This is a genomic window from Ochrobactrum sp. A-1 (assembly GCF_022488005.1).
GTDB lineage: Bacteria > Pseudomonadota > Alphaproteobacteria > Rhizobiales > Rhizobiaceae > Brucella.
On record NZ_JAKVQC010000003.1, the window covers coordinates 973066 to 994802 of the forward strand.

Sequence of the window (21737 nt, forward strand, 5' to 3'; positions counted from 1 at the left end):
AAAAGCCATGAACGTAACCCTGCGCAAAATCGGCAATTCCGACGGTGTGATCTTGCCCAAGGAAGTGCTCGAACGGCTTAACCTACAGACAGGAGACAAGCTCCAGATTATCGAAACGCAGAACGGCGTAACGCTGGAGCCCATAGACGATACTTTCGAGCAGCAGATGGAAGCAGCGCGGAAAGTGATGGACAAGTACAAGGTCGCCTTGCAGAAGCTCGCCGAATGAACTGGCGTTTTCTTTCGCGACGCGTCGTTGAGGCAATCCACGTCGAACAATTGCAGCGCCACGGCGGCGCTCAAGGGCTTCGTGATGAGAATGCTCTTGAGTCTGCCTTGGCTCGCGCGCAGAACAAACAGGTTTATGGCCAGCCGGATCATGCGGAAATCGCAGCAGCCTATGTTTTCGGAATAGGCCGCAACCATGCTTTTGTGGATGGAAACAAGCGCACCGCTATCGTTACTGCTGTTACGTTTCTGCTCGTCAACGGCTATGCACTGACCGCAGACGATGGATTGCTTTACAGTTTCACGATGGGCATTGCTTCTGGCGAAATCGATGAAACCGGCGCCGCAGCGTTTTTCCGTGACCACACGGTCGTGCTGGAAGAAGACTAGACAACCTTCAGCGATACGATTTCCCATTCGACATTATTGATTTTCACGACATCGCCGACCGGCTTGCCGAATAACAGAATAGCAACGGGCGCCACATGGGAAATCTTGCCGTTTGATGGGTCGGCCTCGTCCTCGCCCACGATGGTCCAGCGACGGACCTTGCCGTCGTCCAGATTTTCCAGTTCCACCGTCATGCCGAAACGCACGACATCACTGTCGGAAGCGGGAACCGAAAGCTCGGCATTTTCGCGCCGCGCCCTCCAGTAGCGCAGATCACGCGAGATACGCGCAATCGCCGAACGCTCGCCCGCGATATTAGCATCTGCCAGCTCGCGCTGCAGCCGGGCGATTTCGTCCTCGATCATCTTCAGGCCCGTCGGCGTGACGAGATTGCGATGCGGACTGACCGGGCGCTCGCCAAGATCGGTCGGCGCGTCATCCTGTTCCTTGGTGAATGCTCTGCTCATCAGTTGAATGTAGGCAGTTGGCACATCCCCGGCAAGCCTCCTTGCCAGATAAGCCACTCACTGTTGCGACGGTAAATGCATGATTTGCATATCTGGTTTTTATTGATTGATGAGTCAATCAACGTTAAACTGATAGACAATTAGCCTGAGAACGGACCACGATTATGCCCAAGATCGGGATGGAACCCTTGCGGCGGCGCGAGCTGATCGACGCCGCCATTCGTACAATCGGCCAGCGCGGTTCGCTGGATGTGACCGTCGCGCAGATCGCGCATGAGGCGGGCGTTTCGCCTGCGCTCGCGCATCATTATTTCGGCGGCAAGGACAAGCTCATCCTGGCCACGATGCGCCATCTGCTGCGCGAACTGGGACAGGATCTCAACGCCGCCATCGGGCAAGCGGAGACGCCGCAGGAACGTATCGCGGCCATCATAGCGGTCAATTTTTCCGCATCGCAGTTCACGCAGGAAACCATTGCCGCCTGGCTCACCTTCTATGTGCACGCGCAGCAGTCGGAGGATACGCGTCGGCTCCTGCGCATCTATGCGCGCCGCCTGCATTCGAACCTCGTTTTCGCGCTTGAACACCTGACCACGCGCGAACGGGCAAGCCGCATTGCCGAGGGCGCGGGTGCCATGATCGATGGCCTCTACATCCGTCATGCGCTCGGTGCGGATGCGCCCAATGCAGCCTCGGCGATTGCGCTGGTGGAGGATTACATCGCGGTTCAGCTTTTGGGCCAGTTTGCGGGGGAGAAATGAGTATGGAAGCGGATTTCGTCATCATCGGCTCTGGCTCCGCCGGATCGGCCATGGCGTATCGCCTGTCGGAAGACGGTCGCTATTCGGTGATCGTCATCGAATATGGCGTGCCTGATGTTGGCCCCCTGATCCAGATGCCGGCTGCCCTCTCCTTCCCCATGAATATGGAAACCTATGACTGGGGCTTTTCCACCGAACCGGAACCGCATATTGGCGGGCGCAGCCTTGTGACGCCGCGCGGCAAGGTGCTGGGCGGCTCATCTTCGATCAATGGCATGGTCTATGTGCGCGGCCATGCCCGCGACTACGACCACTGGTCGGAAAGCGGTGCGCGCGGCTGGGCCTATGCCGATGTGCTGCCCTATTTCAAGCGGATGGAAAATTCGAGCGGTGGTCAGGAAGGCTGGCGCGGCACCAGCGGCCCACTTTATATCCAGCGCGGCAAACGCGACAATCCGCTGTTCCATGCCTTTGTCGAGGCAGGCCATGAAGCGGGCTTTGAAGTCACCGAAGACTATAATGGCGAGAAACAGGAGGGCTTCGGCCCGATGGAGCAGACGATCCATAATGGTCGTCGCTGGTCTGCTGCCAATGCCTATCTGAAACCGGCCCTCAAGCGCCCGAATGTCAAGCTGGTCAAGGGTCTCGCGCGCAAGATCGTGCTTGAGGGCAAGCGCGCGGTTGGCGTTGAGATCGAGGCAGGCCGCAGCTTCTCGACCATCCGTGCGCGGCGTGAAGTCATCATTGCCGCCTCATCGATCAATTCGCCGAAGCTCCTGATGCTCTCGGGCATCGGCCCTGCCGCACAATTGAAAGAACACGGAATTGAAGTGGTCGCCGACCGTCCCGGCGTCGGGCAGAACCTGCAGGACCATCTGGAAGTCTATATCCAGCAGGAATGCACGCAGCCGATCACGCTCTACTCCAAACTGAACCTGTTTTCGAAAGCGAAGATCGGTGCGGAATGGCTGTTCTTCAAGACCGGCGACGGCGCAACCAACCATTTCGAATCTGCGGCTTTCGTGCGCTCGAAGGCTGGCGTGGAATATCCCGATATCCAGTATCACTTCCTGCCAGTCGCGATCCGCTATGACGGCAAGGCGGCAGCACAATCGCACGGTTTTCAGGCTCATGTCGGGCCGATGCGGTCAAAATCGCGTGGCAGCGTGACGCTTCGCTCGGCCAATCCGCGCGAAAAGCCTGTCATCAAGTTCAATTATATGTCGCATGAAGACGACTGGGCCGACTTCCGCCATTGCGTGCGACTGACCCGCGAAATCTTCGGACAGGCCGCGTTCAATCCTTATCGGGGAGCAGAAATCCAGCCGGGCGCACATGTTCAGAGCGACGATGAAATCGATAATTTCATCAAGGAACACGTCGAAAGCGCATTCCATCCATGCGGCACGTGCAAGATGGGTGCGGTTGACGATCCAACGGCAGTGGTCGATGCTGAATGCCGCGTGATCGGTGTCGAAGGCTTGCGCGTTGCGGATTCATCCATCTTCCCGCGCATCACCAACGGCAATCTCAACGGCCCGTCGATCATGGTCGGCGAAAAGGCCTCCGATCATATTCTTGGTCGTACGCCGCTCGCGCGCTCCAATCAGGAGCCGTGGATCAATCCGCGGTGGCAAGTATCTGATCGTTAGGGGAGTAAGGGAATAGGGGAATAAGGCAGTATGTCAGGTCGTGCTTTTTGCGCTCAAACATACTCCCTTGTTCCCTTACTCCCCTATTCCCTTCATTCCGAAGTAGGAACACACAATGAAAGCACAACCCAAAGCCTCACATTTCATCGGCGGCGCATTCGTTGAAGACAAGACAGGCAAGCCTTTGCCGGTCATCTATCCGGCAACCGGCGAGGAAATTGCCAAGCTCTATTCGGCGACACCCAATGTGATCGAGGCGGCTTATGCCGCAGCGCTGAAAGCGCAAGGTGAATGGGCAGCGCTGAAACCTGTCGAGCGCGGGCGCATCCTGCGCCGCACGGCAGAAATCCTGCGCGAGAAGAACAAGAAGCTGTCGAAGCTCGAAACGCTTGATACCGGCAAGGCGCTTCAGGAAACGCTGGTGGCGGATGCGGCTTCGGCCGCTGATGCACTGGAATTTTTCGGCGGCATCATTTCCGGCTTCAACGGTGAATTCGTGGAACTTGGCGGCTCGTTCGCCTATACGCGCCGCGAAGCACTCGGCATTTGCGTCGGTATCGGCGCATGGAACTATCCGATCCAGATTGCCGCGTGGAAATCCGCGCCTGCACTCGCGATGGGGAATGCCTTCATCTTCAAGCCGTCCGAAAACACGCCGCTTTCAGCGCTTGCATTGGCGGAAGCATACAAGGAAGCGGGGCTTCCCGATGGCTTGTTCAATGTCGTGCAGGGCTTCGGCGATGTCGGTGCCGCGCTCGTCAATCATCGCCTGACGGCCAAGGTCTCGCTGACGGGTTCCGTACCAACAGGCAAGCGCATCATGGCGCAGGCGGGTGAACACTTGAAGCACATCACCATGGAGCTTGGTGGCAAGTCGCCGATCATCGTGTTCGATGACGCTGACCTCGAAAGCGCTATCGGTGGCGCAATGCTCGGCAACTTCTATTCGACCGGGCAGGTTTGCTCGAACGGCACCCGCGTTTTCGTTCACAAGAAGATGCACGACCATTTTGTCGAACGGCTGGTCGAACGCACACGCAAGATTCGCATTGGCGATCCGCTGGATGAAGCAACTCAGATGGGGCCACTAGTAAACGGCGCACAGCGCGACAAGGTTCTGTCCTATATCGAAAAGGGCAAGGCAGAAGGGGCGAAGCTTGCTTGCGGTGGTGGTGTGCCGAAACTGCAGGGTTTCGACAAAGGCTTCTTCATCGAACCGACCGTCTTCACTGATGTGACCGACGAAATGACCATCGCTCGCGAAGAAATCTTCGGACCAGTGATGAGTGTTCTGGAGTTCTCCGACGAGGACGAAGTGATCACACGCGCCAACGATACCGAGTTCGGCCTCGCGGCGGGTGTGTTCACTGCCGATATCGCACGCGGCCATCGCGTAATCGGCCAGATCAAGGCCGGGACGTGCTGGATCAATGCTTATAACCTGACGCCAGTTGAAGTTCCCTTCGGTGGCTACAAACAATCTGGCATCGGGCGCGAAAACGGCATCGCCGCACTCGCTCATTACAGCCAGATCAAGACTGTCTACGTCGAGATGGGCAAGGTCGACAGCCCTTACTGACCACTGTAATCGGCCCGCGGAACTTCATTCGGTTCTGCGGCCGTCGGTGTGCAGTCATAGCGGTAAAGTTGGGGCGACGGCGTTGCCTGCGGATAGACGATGGCACGTTGCGACCGTTGGCTGGCTGGAACCGATGGTGAATTCCATAACGGCATAGCCCAGGACGGCCTTGTCAGCGTATCGGAAAAACCGGTCCCTTGAATAGGAATACGTCGACACTCGGTTCCGAGAGTACCGTTTAATCCGGCTGAGGTCGCAACACTGGTGCAGCTGATCAGGGCAAGCACCAAAGCGGTAAAAAACAGTCTCATATCGAAACACTTTCAAAACAACACTGCCAAATGCCCAAAGGTCGATCAGGCTCACGACTATAAAGCGCCTCCCCAACCCGGCTCCATTTGTACCGACAAGGCCATTCGGGACATCTTCAAACCTGAAACCAAAGATAGAAGATTTATCCAGGCGTTCAACAGCGCCCCCCTGTACGAGACGTTCAAACTTCTGCGAACAAGCAGAAGTTCTATTCTGGCATTCTATCGAGAATAGTTCCTGTTCGGCATCAGACAACATATGGTGATAGTTCCAACAGGGTTGAGTTTATCAGTCAAAATCGGGAGGTTTCAGCTATATTAGAGATTAATAATATATGCTTTGGGTGGCTAGCTAAAATCAAAGCCCCATGCAGAAGAATTTATTTGTTCAAGTACAAGAATGCATAAAATATGCACCTAAACAAAAAATATTGATAATAATACATGCTATCAATATTTCGCACATCGTGCGATTTCATATCAACAACCTGCCTTGGACTGAATGACTTGTGATGGCTAATGAGATTTCAATCTCGACCGACATGGTCGACGACAAGCTTCGCAATGATTTTTGGCGATCTGCAATCAAACCCATATATGAAATCGTGGCAGAGAACAGGAAGTACCAGTTTTCTGGAACAATTGCTGCTCGCGCACTCGGCACTTTCCATGTAGGAACGACTTCCTTCAACACCCAGAACTACTCACGCACACGCAAACTCATCGCACAGGGTGGGCTTGATCACTACGTTCTGCAACTTATTACGGCAGGCAGTTTACGCGGCGATTTCAACGGGGTCGATGTCGTGGCAAAGCCTGGAGATATTATTATCATCGATCTGACACAGACCGTAGAAAGCCAGGCATCCGCCGGCTCACGCATCACTGTGACAATCCCCCGCAATGAACTGGAGGGGATAGTAGGCTGGCGCAATTTACACGGCCTTGTCTTGTCAGTGAATGCTCCCCTGACGCGTCTGCTTTTTGAATATCTCCATAGTCTGCAATCATTGATTGGCAAACTGGACAAGGCCGAAGAAAAATCAGCGCAGGAAGCAATGCTGACACTGCTTGGCGCAGGCATCAAAGGCGTTGCCAGAGAAGAAATGCAGAGCCTTCCCGTCAATCTTCCCATGCGCAAGACTATCCTCGCCTATATCGACCATAACCTGTTCAATCCTCTGCTGGGGCCAAATCTTATCGTCCAGAATCTTCGCGTCTCCCGCTCACGTCTTTACCGGACATTTGATACAGAGGGTGGTGTTGCCACAATCATTCGTGAGAAGCGGCTCGATCATGCCTATCGCATTCTGGTCGGCGAGCGCGAGCGTAGCAGACACGTGACATTCAAGGAAATCGCTTATCGCTGCGGATTTCATGACGGCGCACAGTTTACCAGGGCATTCAAGATTCGTTTTGGCATTTCCCCAAAGGAAGCTCGTGAGACAAAAGCCCCGCTGCTATCGTCAGATATAGGCAACTTCGATTATACGATACACCTTGCCGAAGAAGCCGCCAAACTCGGCGTTGTCAAACCCTAGCCCGTCAACCGGAAGAAAGACGGTCCAGAAAGTCATCGCACCAGTGATTGACGTCGTGGGTGATCAGAAAAGCCATCATGCTTTCAAACCGCTCCTTACGTTCCTCAAGTGGCATAGCAAGTGCGCGCGCCATAGCATAAGCCATCGCCTCGGTATCATAGGGGTTGACCAGAAGCGCGCCGTCCAGTTCCTGCGCGGCACCGGCAAAGCGGGACAGGACTAGCACGCCCGGATTCTCGGGATCCTGTGTGGCGACATATTCCTTGGCGACAAGATTCATGCCATCGCGCAACGGTGTAACCAGTCCCACAGCGGCAAGCCGATATAACCCTGCCAGCACTTCCCGGTTCAAAGAGCGATTGATGTAACGTATTGGCGTCCAGTCGACGGTAGCGTTCGCACCATTCACTCGCCCGGCAAGTTCCGCCACCGCGCGTTGCATGTCCTTGTATTCTGGGACTTCCGAGCGGGATTTCGGCGTGACCTGCAGGAAAGTGACCTTGCCACGATTGCCGGGATCAACCTTCAAGAAATGCTCGAAAGCTTCCATTCGGTTGGTGATGCCCTTGGAATAGTCCAGCCGATCGACACCGATGATAAGATCGCGGTCCAGCATGCTGTCGCTCATGCGCTTTACCGTCGGGTGGCGTTGCGCCTTTTTGGCTATCTCGGCGAATGCGGCTGTCTCGATACCGATGCCGAAGCGCTCGGCACGGAACTGATGTCCGAAAGCCTCGAACAGACCGTCATCATCGAGACGCTTGCCGATTTTCTCCCGCCGCAGACAGCCGATGAAATTATCGACGTCGTTCTCGGTCTGGAAGCCCACCACATCATAGGAAGCAAGGCCACGCATGATCGTTTCATGCACGGGCAGCGTGAATAGAATATCAGCGGGAGGCCAGGGAATATGCAGGAAAAAGCCGATGCGATTGGTGACACCGAGATTGCGTAGTTCGGCGGCCAGTGGAATGAGATGGTAATCGTGAATCCATATCACATCCTCCGGCTCGATCATCGGTAGAAGATGCTTCGCAAACAAGCGATTGACCCGGAAATATCCCGCCATGTCCTTGCGCGTGTAATCGATCAAATCGAGACGATAATGACAGAGCGGCCAGAGCATGCGGTTGGCGAAGCCAGCATAATATTCATCGATATCCTTCTTGTGGAGATCGAGCAGCGCGTAGCGAATGGAGCCCACATCGCGGATCGCCAGTTCCTGTGTTTGGCGATTGGGAAGTGTCTTTCCGGACCAACCGAGCCAAATACCGCCGCGTTCGCTGAGCGCCGCCTGCAACGCAACTGCCAAGCCGCCCGCAGGCGCCTTGCCCTGCTCATCAGGCAACGGAACACGATTGGAGACCACGATCAGTCGGCCCATACGTCAAGTCCTTTCAGTATTATTCTCATTCACGATCCCAGAAAGCCAAAGCCACAGCTCACCCGGGCTTGCCAGTCTGGCTGCGCCCGGATGGTCGATCGCACGGCCGATCACGACGGCTGTACCGCCAAGTTTGCGCGCCGCGCCAAGCATCGGTAAATCTGTCAGGTCGTCGCCGAATGCGATCGGCACCCTCCCCGCAAATGGCTCTTCTTCCATGAAGCGGCGCAAGGCAGCACCCTTGTCGCTGATTGCCGGGCGCAGCTCGAAAACCATCTTGCCTGATTGCACGATCCAGTCCGGCCCGGCGAGCTTCAGTGCCTTCCCGACGAGATCATGTGCCAGATCGGCTTTTTCTGGCGCGGAGCGATAATGAAGGGCAACCGCACTACCCTTGTCTTCGGCGAGAAAGCCGCTGACGCGAAGTGCAGCCTGTCGTAGAAAATCCTTCGCAATCAAAAAATGTTCGCCGGGCTCGATCAGCTCAACCAACCCGGATGCGTGCCGGAATTCGGCACCATGCAATGCGGCTATGGGGCCGCGATAATCGGGAAAGCGTTCTTCGATGAACGCAATTGCCCGGCCCGTGACCAGCGCCATTGCACCGGACAGCCGGTCGGAAATGAGCGAAAGCGATTTTTGCAGGCCAACTGGAACGATAACGCCATCGGGATTGGCCGCGATATCGAGCAGTGTTCCGTCCACATCGAAAAAAAGGGCGTTTTTTTGAAAGTCAATGACCGGCATACCGATCTGATCGGTTGCCGGGTCCTGTTCCTTGCTGGGCATGTTAAGGCAAACATCCGCGACGGCGAATGGTTCCCGAATAAATTCTACCCGCTCCTATTCCCTACCGGTCAGGCGGCCCTACGTGCGCCCATAGACATCATCGAAACGCACAATGTCGTCTTCGCCCAGATATTCGCCGCTTTGCACCTCGATAAGCACAAGTGGCAGGATGCCCGGATTTTCCAGCCGGTGGCGGAAGCCGCAGGGGATATAGGTCGACTGGTTGGTCGTGAGCAGAATCTCGCGGTCGCCATTGGTGACCTTTGCGGTGCCGGAAACGACGATCCAGTGTTCGGAACGGTGGTGATGCGCCTGCAAGCTCAGGCGACGCCCCGGCTTCACTTCGATCCGCTTGATCTTGAATCCGTCGCCTTCCTCGAGAACCGTATAAGTGCCCCATGGACGATGCGCAGTGCGGTGAAGCTTGGCCGCTTCATGACCGCTTGCCCGCAGCTTGTTGAAGACCTTTCGCACTTCCTGCGCCTTGTCTCGATGCGCCACAAGCAAAGCATCCGGTGTGTCCACGACAAGCAGATCGTGAACGCCGACAAGGCTGACCAGCCGGGTTTCGGATAAAACAAAGCTGTCGGTCGTGTCTTCGATAACCGTCTCACCGCGCAGACGGTTGCCGTCGTCATCCGGCGCGATAAGATCGGCCATCGCCGCCCAGGACCCGATATCAGACCAGCCGCAAGACACCGGAATGCAGGCAATATTTTCGGCCTTTTCCATGATCGCGTAATCGATGGAAATCGCAGGGGCCGTCGCAAAATCATCCTTTGCGATTTCGATGGTCCTGGTCTCACCGTTGACGCCGCGTCGGGCATGTTCAAGCGAAGCCTGCACGGCATTGAAGATTTCCGGCGCAAAATGCTGCATTGCTGCAAGCATGGTTCCGGCCGTGAAACAGAACATGCCGGAGTTCCAGAAATATCGACCGCTCTCGACATAGGTCTGCGCGGTCTCGGCATCAGGCTTTTCAACAAAACGCAGCACATCCGTACCTTCGGCTTCGATATAGCCAAAGCCTGTTTCCGGATGATCGGGCACAATACCGAAAGTGACAATGCGCCCCGTTTCAGCAAGCTGGCGGGCCTTTGTCACAGCCTCGGCAAAAGCAGCCTCATCCTCGATCAGGTGGTCGGCGGGCATGACAAGCAATGTCGCGTCCGGGCCGTAAGTCGCCGCAGCATGCAGAGCCGCAACCGCCACAGCAGGTGCCGTATCGCGTCCGAGCGGCTCCAGCAGAAACGCATTATCGACCTTGGGCGCCTTGGCATCGGCATAGGCATCGAGCGTCAGAAACAGGAAATCGCGGTTGGTCACGGTGAGGATATGGTCCACACCGTCGAGCAGAGCCGCACGCTTGTAGGTCTTGCCGATCAAGATGCTGCCATCGGGCAGTTCGATGAAGGGCTTCGGATGCGCATCGCGCGAAAGCGGCCACAATCTGGAACCGGAACCGCCGCTGATAATGACAGGAATAAAGCTCATTGCTCAGTTGTCCTTCGTTGCGTTGCGGGCGATAGCAAGTCCCGTTTCCAGACGCGTCTCGGCTTGGCTCTCGTCTGAAGCTTCCACATAGCATCGCAGTTCCGGTGCATTGCCGGAAGCGCGATAATGAATTGCATTACCGGAACGGAAGAAGAGTTTCACGCCGTCTATCGTTTCGGAGCGGACAATCGGATCGTCCATCTGAAACAGTGCACTTCGCGTCGCCTCATTCTTCAACAAGGACAAAAACGCGAGGCTCTTTTCCTGCGGGACGTTCTGCAGCCTGTCGCTCAGCGCAATACGGAAATGGAAGCGGGCTGCGATTTCGGACAATGGCTTGCCAAGCTCCTTGACGGAACCAAGACTGCTGAGAATTGGCAGCAACGCATCGCGGGTCGAAAGCGCAGTCAATGTGCGATTGTCCCGGCTGATATCCGTACCCAGCAACACACCGCCATTGGCCTCAAAGCCGACCACCGCCGATATGCCCGAGGCGATGGCCTGCGCCATGCCTTCGATGACATAGGGCGACCCCACCCGTGTTCTGATGACGCGCTCGAAATTTTCTTCAAGAGCGGAGTTGGACGTCACCGGCGTCACAATCGTTTTGACGCCAAGCCAGTCGGCAGTGATCGCTCCCACCAGATCGCCCCGAACGAAACGGCCCTTATCATCCGCGATCAACGGGCGGTCGGCATCACCATCCGTGGAAACAATGGCGTCAAAGCAGCTTTCCTTCGCCCACTGGTCGAGAAGTTCGATATCCTCGGAGCGCAAAGCTTCCGTGTCGACAGGCACAAATACATCGGATCGACCGAGCGGTACGGCTTCTGCGCCAAGCTCGGTGAGGATACGGATAATGAGATCACGCGCCACAGACGAATGCTGATAGACCCCGACGCGCAAGCCGCGAAGGCTCTCAAGTCCGACAAAATCAACATAACGCTTCACATAGCGGTCGATTGCATCACTGCTAAGGGGCACATCATGCAGATGACGAAAGGCATGATTTTCTGGCAGAGCGGCATAGATCGCGCTGATGGCGCTCTCGTCATTCTTGTCGATTTCTCCGTCATTGCGATAGAACTTAAGCCCGTTGCGGTCGTCCGGAATATGGCTGCCCGTAACCATGATGCATGGCGCTTGCTGCGAAATCGCAAAGTGGCTCAAAGCCGGGGTTGGCAGAACACCGCAATCGACCGGCTGAAACCCCGCATCCTCGATTGCCGCCATGCAAAGTGCTGCAATAGCCGGACTGGATGGGCGAAGGTCTTGACCAACGAAAACCTTGTGGCCCTTCTGCAGCTTTCCAGCTTTCAACAGCATTTTAACGAAAGCAAGAGAATAGGCATAAGCGGGCAAACCATTCAGTTCGTCCGCCAGTCCCCTAAGACCGCTTGTGCCAAATTTAAGGGATGTGCCGCTCATGCTTTCCACTCATTCTTTTCGAACATCAAAAAAGCAACGCCCGCAAGCGCCCCCAGCTCAAAGGTTTTGTCATCTTATAACGTGAGCCTGAAAACTATCATCCCCACAATAGTGCAATCATATGCACCTTATTGCTGGTCATAATCCGTATATACAGGCAATTTCAAATCCTTAACGTCGTCTGCGTTAACAATTGCTGTTGAGCATGGCACGATGCTCTAATGGCAATGAAATTACAATGTTCTCAAATACTGAAACGGGCCGCGGAATTTTTGCCTGCCGGGACGGCTGGATTCCCAGCCACGTCAAATTCCTCAATGATTTCAATAAATCATTTTTCGCATTCGCCAAATGTGTCATAGGTTTGTGCTACAGTTGACGCACGGCGTCAAGAGACGGAAATTATTTGCGTCAGATACGAAAAAAGCGGCACCGCCCATTGAGCGATGCCGCATCAGAGATATTCGCACTTGAATGCTAAACCAGCCTGGCTACGACATCGCGTAATGACGATTGCCAATGCGGTGCCGACCAGTTGAACATCTTTTGGAATTTGGCAGTCGACAGGCGTGAGTTTGCAGGACGGACCGCTTTGGTTGGATAATCCGCTGTCGCAATATCCGTAACAGTCGCGGTCGATCCGCCAAGCTTGGCGCTTTCACTGAATATGGCGCGTGCAAAGCCGCTCCAGTTTGTATCGCCCGTACCAGCCAGATGGTAAACACCATAAGCGGAAAAGTCTGACATTGCGGCCAAATGATCCGCCACCTGGATAATCGCGTCAGCAATATCGAGTGCGCTGGTCGGATTGCCCCATTGATCAGAAACGACCGAGAGAGTGTCGCGCGTCTCCGCGAGCTTCAACATCGTCTTGACGAAATTTTTGCCAAAGGGGCTATAGACCCACGCCGTCCGCAAAATGATGTGGCGTGGATTGGCCTGCGCAACCAGACGCTCACCTTCAAGCTTGGAGCTTCCATAGACGCTGCGAGGCCCGGTGACGTCCGATTCAACATAGGGTTCGTCGGCGTTACCCGCAAAAACATAATCCGTCGACAGATGGATGGCAGGAACCTTGCAAGCCTTTGCTGCTTCGGCAACTGCTTGCGCACCTGTTGCATTCACTGAAAAGGCCAGTTCTCGCTCGTCCTCAGCCAGATCCACCGCCGTATAAGCGGCGGCGGAAATGACGAAGTCGGGCTTAATCGCCTCAATGGCATTGTGCACGGTTTCTGGCTTTGCCAGATCCAGTTCCGGGCGACCCAGTGCGATCACTTGCAGGTCAGGACGTTGAGAAGCTTTCTCGATAAGGCTCTGGACAACCTGCCCCTCCCGCCCGGTCACAAGAAGTTTCATGCTTTGGCCTCTTTTGCCACCGCACCGCCGAGTCGCTCGCCAGCATAGGTCCCGCTGCGGATCGGCTCCCACCACCAAGTATTGTCGAGATACCACTGAATGGTTTTTTCCAATCCGGTCTCGAAGGTTTCCTGTGGCTTCCAGCCCAATTCACGCTCGATCTTCGAAGCGTCAATCGCATAGCGACGATCATGTCCCGGTCGGTCCGTTACGAATGTGATCAGGTCGGCATAGCTCTTGCCATTTGCGCGGGGCCGTTTCCTATCGAGAATAGCGCAGATCGTTTCCACAACATTGAGATTGGTACGTTCTGCACGCCCACCTATATTGTAGCTTTCACCCAGCTTGCCCCTGGTCGCGACCAGTGCCAGAGCACGCGCATGGTCCTCGACATAAAGCCAGTCACGCACATTCGCCCCTGCCCCGTAAACCGGCAGCGGCTTTTCATCGAGCGCATTGAGAACAACAAGCGGGATCAGTTTTTCAGGGAAATGGAACGGCCCATAATTGTTCGAACAATTCGAAAGCACGACCGGCAGACCATATGTTTCATGCCACGCACGGACCAAATGGTCGGACGCTGCTTTCGAAGCCGAGTATGGAGAAGAAGGCTGATAAGGTGTTTCTTCCGTGAAAATACCGCTATCGAATGGCAAATCGCCAAATACTTCGTCGGTCGAAATATGATGGAACCGGAAAGTCGATTTGCGTGGTTCAGGCAATTCCCGCCAGTAAGCGAGTGCCGCGTTGAGCAAACGGAACGTTCCGACGATATTCGTTTCGATGAATGCACCCGGACCATCGATTGAACGGTCGACGTGGCTTTCCGCCGCCAGATGCATGATGACGTCGACTTCGTGGGCGCGCAAAGCCTCCAGAACGCTCATGTCGTCACAAATATCAGCCTGAAGAAAGCCGTAATTCGGATGGTTTTCAATCTGGCGGAGAGACGCCAGGTTGCCCGCATAGGTGAGTTTATCGAGATTGATGACATTGACCTTGGGATCAGCGGCCAGATGGCGACATACCGCCGAACCAATGAAGCCCGCTCCGCCCGTAACAAGAATATTCATTTCATTTCCTCAAGCAAAAACTTCTGCGTCAGCAAAAAGCGGAGCCTTCTGATCCTTATCGGAAAGCTGAACACCTGAAGACGGAAGCGGCCAATTGATACCAATTGCCGGATCATCAAATCGGATCGAGCGGTCGTGCTCAGGAGAATAATAATCCGTCACCTTGTAGATAACTTCGGTATTCTCCACGAGCGTCATGAAGCCATGCGCAAAACCTTTCGGCACCAGAATCTGATTCCATTTTTCAGCCGTGACTTCCAACGAAACCCACTTGCCAAAAGTTGGCGAGCTTTTGCGAATATCGACTGCTACGTCCAGAATCGCACCGCGAATGACACGAACCAGTTTGTCCTGCGCAAATGGCGGCAACTGGTAATGAAGCCCGCGCAAAACGCCCTTTGCTGCCGAATAGGAATGATTGTCCTGAACGAAATTGAGATCGATACCGGCTTCCGCAAATGATTTCGCATTATAGGTCTCGGAGAAGAAACCGCGATCATCACCGAATTTACTTGGGCTGATTTCAAAAACACCGTCTAAACCTAAGGAACGGACTTCCATCAATCTTTTCCTAATTCATCAACACGTCGACGCAGGTAAGCTGCATATTCAGTCTTGCCGAGTTTAGCTGCACGCTCCAATACGGCTTCACTGCTCAACCAACCTTTATCCAGTCCAATTTCCTCTGGGCAGGCGATCTTGATGCCCTGTCGCTTTTCAATTGTCCGAACAAATGACGACGCTTCGTGAAGGCTGTCGTGTGTACCGGTATCCAGCCAAGCATATCCGCGGCCGAAGCGCTGAACGTTTAACTCACCACGCTCGAGATAGACATTATTAACTGTGGTAATTTCAAGCTCACCACGGGCGGACGGCTCAATCGAACGTGCAATATCGACAACCTGGTTGTCGTAAAAATATAGGCCCGTGACAGCCCAATGCGACTTCGGCTTTTCCGGCTTCTCTTCAATCGAGATTGCCTGTCCCGTCTTGCTATCGAATTCCACGACGCCATAGCGTTGCGGATCATCCACACGATAAGCGAAAACAGTACCGCCTTCCATCGGCTGAGAAGAGAGTTGGGACAGCTTCGAAAGACCGTCGCCAAAATAAATGTTGTCGCCGAGAATCATGGCCACACTATCGTTGCCAATAAACTCTCTGCCGATGATGAAAGCTTCGGCCAAACCGTTGGGATGAGCTTGCTCAGCATAGGAGAAATTGACACCGAACTCGCGGCCATCACCGAGCAATTTTTGGAAAAGAGGTAAGTCATGTGGTGTGGAAATGATCAGGATATCCTGGATAGCCGCGAGCATGAGAACACTCAGCGGATAATAAATCATGGGCTTATCGTAAATGGGGAGAATTTGCTTGGAAACAGCCATGGTCAGAGGATAGAGTCTGGTGCCGCTACCACCTGCAAGTATGATGCCTTTCATATGATTTCGCTTCCCTGCATCTCACTTCTTTCACTCTTTCAGACGAATACCTCTGCATTAACATTATAGCTCCGATTTGGCGATAAGCGAAAACAATCAGATATTCACAAAGAAAAACGGCATATAAATTTCAACTTATGAAAACCTCTGTCCATCCAAGCGCCCAGATTGCACATCCGACAAGGCAAAAAATAAATGAATCATTCCGTCTCAATCCAGGATCGACCATTGTTGACAATTGCCATTGTGACGTTCCAACCCGATTTTGTTGAATTGAGCCAAACTCTCGACAGTCTTTCGATAGCACTTAAGCAGATTGAGCAAAGCAATTTTTTATTAACAATCGTTGATAATTCAGCTGATAATTCTGTTTCAACATTTCTGGAAAAAAATTATCAACATCTGCCTATTCGTTTGCTTCAGGGGCACGGAAATATTGGATTCGGCCGAGCGCACAATCTCGCATTAGACGAATTGGGAGAATTTCATCTTATCCTCAATCCGGACGTTCAATTACACTCTGAAGCGCTCATAAACGCCATCACGTTCATGAAAAGCAATCCGCAATGTGGATTAATTAGCCCTTATGCTGAATGGCCGAACGGGGAGCGGCAGTACCTTTGCAAAAGATATCCTGCAATATTGGACCTTTTCCTAAGAGGCTTCGCTCCCAAAACAATCCGCAAGTTATTTAAGAAGCGTTTGCACCGTTACGAAATGCGAGCAGAAACACAAAATCACGTTTATTGGAATCCGCCGATAGTTAGCGGCTGCCTAATGTTTTGTAGAAGCGAAGTTTTATTAAAAGTGAGAGGGTTCTCCGAAACATATTTTCTGTATTTTGAAGATTTTGATCTATCTTTAAGAATAGGCCTCTTCTCTAGTATTGCCTACGTGCCATCCGTTCGCTTAATTCATTCCGGTGGAAACACATCGAAAAAAGGGTTTTGGCATATACGAACTTTCATACAATCTGCTATAAGTTTCTACTTAAGCCATGGATTAAAGATAAAATAGAATTTTAAGCGTTACGTTTAGAACCGATAGCGCTTGCAGAAAATCAGTCTACTTAGATTAACTCAGTACCAATTAAACAGATGCATCTCGCCGGCCAAAGTAGAGGAAATTTGGTATTCTAGAGCATTCGCCGTAATCTTCTCACAACTCGACCACAAAAGCGAATAGGCTTTGTGAGGAACCAGCTTTTCGATTTATAGACCTCCATAAGCTTGTCCCGGTAAAAATTCTTTTCATTAATGAGTGATGGAGAATGTTGATCCGATGCTGAAAAAAGTGTAATCGACTTGAAACAAACTTAGCGAGACCGAGTTGGTCAACGAAGGAGGATACTGCAGCTTCAAGCGAAACCTTCTGTCGAAGTTGTTGCGCATTGCTCCTCATCTGCCCCATATCACTTTCCAATAAGCCTTGGTAGAAAGCGATACCTGGATAATCATTTGGCAAAACAATAATGTCCTGTCCATTTGTGACGATTCCTTCCAACCCTAGCTCTTGTGCTACAATTGGGATACATCCAGAGAAAGCCGCTTCCAAGGGTAAGAGGCCTAAGCCTTCCATATGACTACAATCCAGATAATAACTAACCTGACTGAAAAGCTTTGAAAGCTGAGCAGGTGTCAAATTGCCATGGGATTTTGCTTTTTTGCAAATATCCCATCCTTCAGTTTCGCCAAAAAGATGTATCTCAAAACCTGCCCTCTCGGCCATAGCGAGGTTCGCCATAAGTCTCCCGGTTCCTTTTAGATCATCTAATCGGACACATGCAGCAAGCGTTCTGGGATTGCGCTTTGCGCGGTTCGATCCATAAAAGGTTAACTTAGAGGGACCCAGAGGAATGTGTATCGACTTTGCTTCAAAACTAGCCAGGTACTCAACCAAATATCTGGACACAGCAACATTAATATCATAATTACGGTATCTCTGAGCCATAGTTAAAGCATGGCGGCCTTTGGCAAATGCAGCCTCTGGCCCTTGCACAAAACAGCAAAGCTTAGCTCCGTAATGAGCGGCGAATGCCTCGGCATAATCGTGGCTGACATGGCTAGTTACGAATACGTAACGAACCTTTGAAATTTGGTTCAATACATCTTGCTTATCTAGGAACGGTACGTTTTGAAGTTGACTATGCACATATGATATGTCGCAGCGACCATAAGTGTAGACTGATGTAGCTATGCCACGTTGATTTAATTCATCAACAAAATTCATAACAACCGAAATGCCGCCACTATTGGCATGAACAGCAGGAAGGACAAAGAGAACTTCAATATCTCGGGCGTATGTGTGACGATGTTGCACCGTCGAAGGAATAGCATGTCTGCTGGTCGCTTCAAGCTTTGCAATTGACTTTATCATGGTTTGGTATTGTTTCCGCCAGCGCCGATAGAAAATTTTTCTATTTGTATCGTTAATCGACTTCAAATCATTTTCGATACTGAAGCTTGGGCTATGATTACTGTGAAAAACAAATAGATTATCGATGATGACGTTCCGATAACCTTTATCCAAGCTTCTAAAATGTAGATCCGTATCTTCCCAATAGCCGCTTCCATAAGTCGGATCGAGCAAATTTTCCTCTTTGAACGAGTTTTTCCGTATGCATAAAAAAAACCCAACCACAGGCGCACATGGGGGATAAATCGGTGGGATCGTTGCAATGCAACGATCCACGTCTAACCAGTGTTGCCCCGGAGCAGGCTTAATAACTAGGTTGGTAGCATTAGTCGTATATGGGCATGCCAAAGCCACAGTTGGATCACTTCCAAATGCATCAACCACGCGCTCTGCCCAGAAAGGGGGGAGAATGGTATCTGAGTTCAAAAGAACCACTATGTCCCCTTTAGCTTTACGATAAAGATCATTCACATTGCCCAAAAAGCCAAAGTTTTTTTCACGTCGTATGTGGTTAAAAATAGGATCTTTAACAGCAAACGTAGTTATAATAGCTTTCGTCGTTTCATCTGAGCAGTCGTCTCCAATAATAATTTCATCTACAAGCGTACGATTTGTATTTTCATGTAGTGACTTTAATAGAAAATCGACGGCTTTTGGAGCATTGTAAACAGGTATCAAGACTGTGATCTTTACCATTTTCGAGCTTTCGGTCAGTAAAATTAGTTATGCATAATGGAGTTGCCCCTAACCTCGCGGTCCAAACTCGGGGGGCGAGGCGTCTCAAGAGCCGATAAACTCAACTCTCTCAAAATTTATTTCCTTACAGGCAGATGGATTTGCCAAATCAAACCTAACGCCGCGTAATCGAGACAAGCCCGAGAATACTAAGTGATTTTGAAGAGGTATCAAATTAATTCCTTCAACAAGCCCGTGGGTGATTTTTTGCTTCTCCACCGCCCCTATCTGGTCATCTCCCCACCAGAATAACTGCAATTCCGGCGCCGCTGTCAACCCTAAGCATGAGAATTCAAATTTCAGCCAATGCGCATCTCTATAATTTAAATTTAGAGATGCGACATCATATATGAAAAAAGGATCTATGCCATTGACTTCGTATGCAACTTCACCCTTTATTAGATCGTTTTTAGATAGAGGATCGCCAGCGCCGATTCTTTGTCCATCAAGCGAATTATATAAGGCATAGTCCACATTAATTTGCACGAGCTTGCCATAATTAAAGACTACTAGACAGCAGAGAAATGCAGCAACAGAAAGCCAGATAGCTCTACGCTTAGTAATTTCTGTATTAATTCCCGGATTATCCACAAAAAATATAAGGTATGACATAGTCGTCGCGATAACACTCCAGTATACATATCTAAAATCCGCCATTGGCGTTGTGGGTATATATCCAAACATATAGAATATTGAAGATAATAACAAAAACCGAACCATAATAATTGTTTTTGTTTTAACAAAAATGAATGATAAAATTATGAGGAGAAGAGAAGCTAGAAGCCACCAGTAAGGTTTGAAAAAGAATGGAGTTGCCTCCGCTGAGCTCTTTACGAATTGCTCCACAGCCAATGTAAGTCCATTCGGATCCTGCTTAATTCCATAGGAGTTCTCGTCTACTCCAGGATGCCAAATATAATATGGAGCATCTGAAGGTGTCCTGAGCAAATAAGAAAACGCTGCCATCCTAAATTGGAAATATCCCACTGGATTCTGAATAATACTTTCTAACCAAATACGCTTCAAATCAGCGTTTAAGAGATTAGATTGCTTGTAACTTGGTTGATTAGAAAGACAGAAAACTCTCCCTACCAATTTATTCTGCCCAATATCAGCACTAGAACACAATCTAATTTCTTCAATACTAATCCCTGGTAGGATGCTTTTATTATTCTTGATAGAAAGATAGGACAAATCATCCACCATTACATAGTTTGACGGCTTTGTTCTTTCCGCGTGAAGTATCTTATAATTAAATATTCCTCCCATAAATAAACACACAGAAATTGCAACACAAGAAATAAGCATTGCCTTTAGTGTAGAAGGTTTTTGTAGCCACCTGAAACTCAAGAAAAATAATATAGGGAGCACCGCAAAAATTGCGTTATAGCGAAGATTGATGGTATAAAAGATAAGAATAAAGGCGAAAAAAAGCTTCCCAAGAGTTGGTGAACGAAGAGCTAATCCCGACAAAGCAAGCAGCGAAAATGCTAATCCCACATCTTTCCAAAGAACCCCAGCGAAATTAAGTATCCAAGGAAAAAACGGAATTAGGAATACCAGCCATGAGAAGGATCGCTCCTTATAACTGATCCACCATATATAGACTGATATGCAAACCAAGATTATATGTAGAGCAAGCATCCCACTCGGCCCAGGAAAAACGCCCCCCGCTACAGACCAGACCCATGACATTATTGGGGGATGCCAGTCACTAAAAATCAGAGTTTTAGACATGCTAAACTGAGCAATAGAGTCATGGGACATAAATCCAGGGTAAAAAGTAAACCACAATACTATGCTAATAATAATTATTACTAAAATAGCTCGATATTTTTCTTTTTCGATCATCTGCATTACAATCAGCTTATTATTTTCTTGGATTAAAAAGTGATAAACAAGCCGCAAATAGTATAAATAACACTTCAATATTACCTTTTACACTTGTTATTTTTGTCGGAACTTCGCCGTAGGGATACTGGCGCGTTGTTGCTATCTCTTTACATACGTATCCGAGCTTGGGTGCTCGATATGATAAGTAGGCCAGAAGCTCATAAGTGGAAAAAATATCCCTAAATGGGGCAATCTTGGAATCCAGCAGCATTCGGCGACTGTAAGCTCTAAATCCTTGTGTGGTGTCTGTCCATTTAAACCCGGATGCCAGACTTAAGCACGGGGCATGGATATACCGGATCGCAAAGTCTCGTGACTTTGGCGTATTCACAGCTACACCGCCAGGTAGGAAACGCGATGCTTGAACAAAATCAATCCCGTCCTCTAGCGACTCAATAAATCGCGGTATCGCTACAGGGTCGTCCTTGTCATTCCCATCGATAGTGATGATGCCCTCGTATCCTTGATCGAGCGCAAAGGCATAAGCACATCTAAGTTGAGCGCTCAGTTTTCCCGGGCCTTTTTTAATCAGAAGCCCTCTGACGCCTACGTGCTTCAGCCCATCCGTCTCTAAGGAGCCATCTGTGCTGCCACCGTCGACAATGATGACATCTGCAATCGCAGAAATGCGGTTATTCTCCATCCGTTTGAGCAAGCTCTTTATACGCGCCCCTTCGTTAATCACGGGGATCACCACGCAATAAGGACGTTGCCTGCCCAACCAAAGTGCTATTCCCATAGCAGGTACTTGCCACTTTGCACGGTATTCTGAAGAAATATCGTTTGTCGCGTTCATTTG

At 51.1% G+C, this 21737-nt stretch carries 19 protein-coding genes; 7 read left to right on the top strand and 12 right to left on the bottom strand.

Features of this window, described 5'->3' with window-relative positions; all coding sequences use genetic code 11:
* Window positions 1–7: 7 nt before the first annotated feature.
* Together MKS82_RS06500 and MKS82_RS06505 are read left to right on the top strand one after the other, a co-directional pair.
* Window positions 8–229, top strand: a complete 222-nt coding sequence (locus tag MKS82_RS06500) for an AbrB/MazE/SpoVT family DNA-binding domain-containing protein (RefSeq protein WP_109987897.1) — start codon at window positions 8–10, stop codon at window positions 227–229.
* Entirely contained in the window at window positions 226–618 is a 393-nt protein-coding gene (locus MKS82_RS06505; protein ID WP_109987896.1) for a type II toxin-antitoxin system death-on-curing family toxin, read from the top strand. Before MKS82_RS06500 ends, MKS82_RS06505 begins: the two co-directional genes overlap by 4 nt.
* Here MKS82_RS06505 and MKS82_RS06510 read toward each other — a convergent pair.
* The gene (locus tag MKS82_RS06510; RefSeq protein WP_109987895.1) at window positions 615–1085 is read right to left on the bottom strand and encodes a GreA/GreB family elongation factor; all 471 of its coding nucleotides are present in this window, start codon (window positions 1083–1085) and stop codon (window positions 615–617) included. The genes MKS82_RS06505 and MKS82_RS06510 overlap by 4 nt on opposite strands.
* 164 nt (window positions 1086–1249) lie before the next feature.
* On the opposite strand from MKS82_RS06510, the gene betI reads away from it, so the two are divergent.
* From betI to MKS82_RS06530, 4 genes are all read left to right on the top strand, one after another.
* Window positions 1250–1846, top strand: a complete 597-nt coding sequence (gene betI / locus MKS82_RS06515) for a transcriptional regulator BetI (protein ID WP_061347199.1) — start codon at window positions 1250–1252, stop codon at window positions 1844–1846.
* A 2-nt stretch (window positions 1847–1848) separates the two neighbouring features.
* Window positions 1849–3498, top strand: coding sequence for a choline dehydrogenase (betA, locus tag MKS82_RS06520; protein WP_240578662.1), 1650 nt, complete (start codon window positions 1849–1851; stop codon window positions 3496–3498).
* Window positions 3499–3613: 115 nt separating this feature from the next.
* Entirely contained in the window at window positions 3614–5077 is a 1464-nt protein-coding gene (gene betB / locus MKS82_RS06525; RefSeq protein WP_240578528.1) for a betaine-aldehyde dehydrogenase, read from the top strand.
* 823 nt (window positions 5078–5900) lie between these two features.
* Complete coding sequence (locus tag MKS82_RS06530; protein WP_235969107.1) at window positions 5901–6929, top strand: AraC-like ligand-binding domain-containing protein; 1029 nt, start codon at window positions 5901–5903, stop codon at window positions 6927–6929.
* A gap of 4 nt (window positions 6930–6933) precedes the next feature.
* On the opposite strand, the gene otsA is transcribed toward MKS82_RS06530, so the two are convergent.
* From otsA to rfbA, 8 genes are all read right to left on the bottom strand, one after another.
* Entirely contained in the window at window positions 6934–8313 is a 1380-nt protein-coding gene (gene otsA / locus MKS82_RS06535) for an alpha,alpha-trehalose-phosphate synthase (UDP-forming) (protein WP_240578529.1), read from the bottom strand.
* Between the two features lie 3 nt (window positions 8314–8316).
* Window positions 8317–9102: a trehalose-phosphatase gene (otsB, locus tag MKS82_RS06540; RefSeq protein ID WP_176037548.1), complete on the bottom strand. Its 786-nt coding sequence runs from the start codon at window positions 9100–9102 to the stop codon at window positions 8317–8319.
* Window positions 9103–9180: 78 nt separating this feature from the next.
* Window positions 9181–10596: a mannose-1-phosphate guanylyltransferase/mannose-6-phosphate isomerase gene (locus tag MKS82_RS06545; protein WP_240578530.1), complete on the bottom strand. Its 1416-nt coding sequence runs from the start codon at window positions 10594–10596 to the stop codon at window positions 9181–9183.
* A gap of 3 nt (window positions 10597–10599) precedes the next feature.
* On the bottom strand, window positions 10600–12024 hold the full coding sequence (locus tag MKS82_RS06550; protein ID WP_240578531.1) for a phosphomannomutase: 1425 nt from the start codon (window positions 12022–12024) through the stop codon (window positions 10600–10602).
* A 477-nt stretch (window positions 12025–12501) separates the two neighbouring features.
* Window positions 12502–13380: a dTDP-4-dehydrorhamnose reductase gene (gene rfbD, locus MKS82_RS06555; protein ID WP_240578532.1), complete on the bottom strand. Its 879-nt coding sequence runs from the start codon at window positions 13378–13380 to the stop codon at window positions 12502–12504.
* Complete coding sequence (gene rfbB, locus MKS82_RS06560) at window positions 13377–14453, bottom strand: dTDP-glucose 4,6-dehydratase (RefSeq protein WP_240578533.1); 1077 nt, start codon at window positions 14451–14453, stop codon at window positions 13377–13379. The genes rfbD and rfbB overlap by 4 nt, the downstream gene beginning before the upstream one ends.
* Window positions 14454–14462: 9 nt before the next feature.
* On the bottom strand, window positions 14463–15014 hold the full coding sequence (gene rfbC, locus MKS82_RS06565) for a dTDP-4-dehydrorhamnose 3,5-epimerase (RefSeq protein WP_240578534.1): 552 nt from the start codon (window positions 15012–15014) through the stop codon (window positions 14463–14465).
* Complete coding sequence (gene rfbA, locus MKS82_RS06570) at window positions 15014–15895, bottom strand: glucose-1-phosphate thymidylyltransferase RfbA (RefSeq protein ID WP_240578535.1); 882 nt, start codon at window positions 15893–15895, stop codon at window positions 15014–15016. Before rfbA ends, rfbC begins: the two co-directional genes overlap by 1 nt.
* A 231-nt stretch (window positions 15896–16126) precedes the next feature.
* On the opposite strand from rfbA, the gene MKS82_RS06575 reads away from it, so the two are divergent.
* Window positions 16127–16912 (top strand): glycosyltransferase family 2 protein, encoded by a 786-nt coding sequence (locus MKS82_RS06575; RefSeq protein ID WP_445558059.1) that lies wholly within the window; start codon window positions 16127–16129, stop codon window positions 16910–16912.
* Window positions 16913–17053: 141 nt separating this feature from the next.
* Here MKS82_RS06575 and MKS82_RS06580 read toward each other — a convergent pair whose 3' ends face one another.
* The 3 genes from MKS82_RS06580 to MKS82_RS06590 form a co-directional block, all read right to left on the bottom strand.
* Complete coding sequence (locus tag MKS82_RS06580; protein WP_240578537.1) at window positions 17054–19006, bottom strand: glycosyltransferase; 1953 nt, start codon at window positions 19004–19006, stop codon at window positions 17054–17056.
* An 84-nt stretch (window positions 19007–19090) separates the two neighbouring features.
* Window positions 19091–20902, bottom strand: coding sequence for a hypothetical protein (locus MKS82_RS06585; RefSeq protein WP_240578538.1), 1812 nt, complete (start codon window positions 20900–20902; stop codon window positions 19091–19093).
* Between the two features lie 13 nt (window positions 20903–20915).
* Window positions 20916–21734, bottom strand: coding sequence for a glycosyltransferase family 2 protein (locus MKS82_RS06590; protein ID WP_240578539.1), 819 nt, complete (start codon window positions 21732–21734; stop codon window positions 20916–20918).
* Between the last annotated feature and the right edge of the window lie 3 nt (window positions 21735–21737).

Coding starts and splice junctions, on each gene's coding strand:
- MKS82_RS06500 (WP_109987897.1), top strand. CDS start 8: ATGAACGTAACCCTGCGCAAAATCGGCAATTCCGACGGTGTGATCTTG.
- MKS82_RS06505 (WP_109987896.1), top strand. CDS start 226: ATGAACTGGCGTTTTCTTTCGCGACGCGTCGTTGAGGCAATCCACGTC.
- MKS82_RS06510 (WP_109987895.1), bottom strand. CDS start 1,085: ATGAGCAGAGCATTCACCAAGGAACAGGATGACGCGCCGACCGATCTT.
- betI (WP_061347199.1), top strand. CDS start 1,250: ATGCCCAAGATCGGGATGGAACCCTTGCGGCGGCGCGAGCTGATCGAC.
- betA (WP_240578662.1), top strand. CDS start 1,849: ATGGAAGCGGATTTCGTCATCATCGGCTCTGGCTCCGCCGGATCGGCC.
- betB (WP_240578528.1), top strand. CDS start 3,614: ATGAAAGCACAACCCAAAGCCTCACATTTCATCGGCGGCGCATTCGTT.
- MKS82_RS06530 (WP_235969107.1), top strand. CDS start 5,901: ATGGCTAATGAGATTTCAATCTCGACCGACATGGTCGACGACAAGCTT.
- otsA (WP_240578529.1), bottom strand. CDS start 8,313: ATGGGCCGACTGATCGTGGTCTCCAATCGTGTTCCGTTGCCTGATGAG.
- otsB (WP_176037548.1), bottom strand. CDS start 9,102: ATGCCCAGCAAGGAACAGGACCCGGCAACCGATCAGATCGGTATGCCG.
- MKS82_RS06545 (WP_240578530.1), bottom strand. CDS start 10,596: ATGAGCTTTATTCCTGTCATTATCAGCGGCGGTTCCGGTTCCAGATTG.
- MKS82_RS06550 (WP_240578531.1), bottom strand. CDS start 12,024: ATGAGCGGCACATCCCTTAAATTTGGCACAAGCGGTCTTAGGGGACTG.
- rfbD (WP_240578532.1), bottom strand. CDS start 13,380: ATGAAACTTCTTGTGACCGGGCGGGAGGGGCAGGTTGTCCAGAGCCTT.
- rfbB (WP_240578533.1), bottom strand. CDS start 14,453: ATGAATATTCTTGTTACGGGCGGAGCGGGCTTCATTGGTTCGGCGGTA.
- rfbC (WP_240578534.1), bottom strand. CDS start 15,014: ATGGAAGTCCGTTCCTTAGGTTTAGACGGTGTTTTTGAAATCAGCCCA.
- rfbA (WP_240578535.1), bottom strand. CDS start 15,895: ATGAAAGGCATCATACTTGCAGGTGGTAGCGGCACCAGACTCTATCCT.
- MKS82_RS06580 (WP_240578537.1), bottom strand. CDS start 19,006: ATGGTAAAGATCACAGTCTTGATACCTGTTTACAATGCTCCAAAAGCC.
- MKS82_RS06585 (WP_240578538.1), bottom strand. CDS start 20,902: ATGCAGATGATCGAAAAAGAAAAATATCGAGCTATTTTAGTAATAATT.
- MKS82_RS06590 (WP_240578539.1), bottom strand. CDS start 21,734: ATGAACGCGACAAACGATATTTCTTCAGAATACCGTGCAAAGTGGCAA.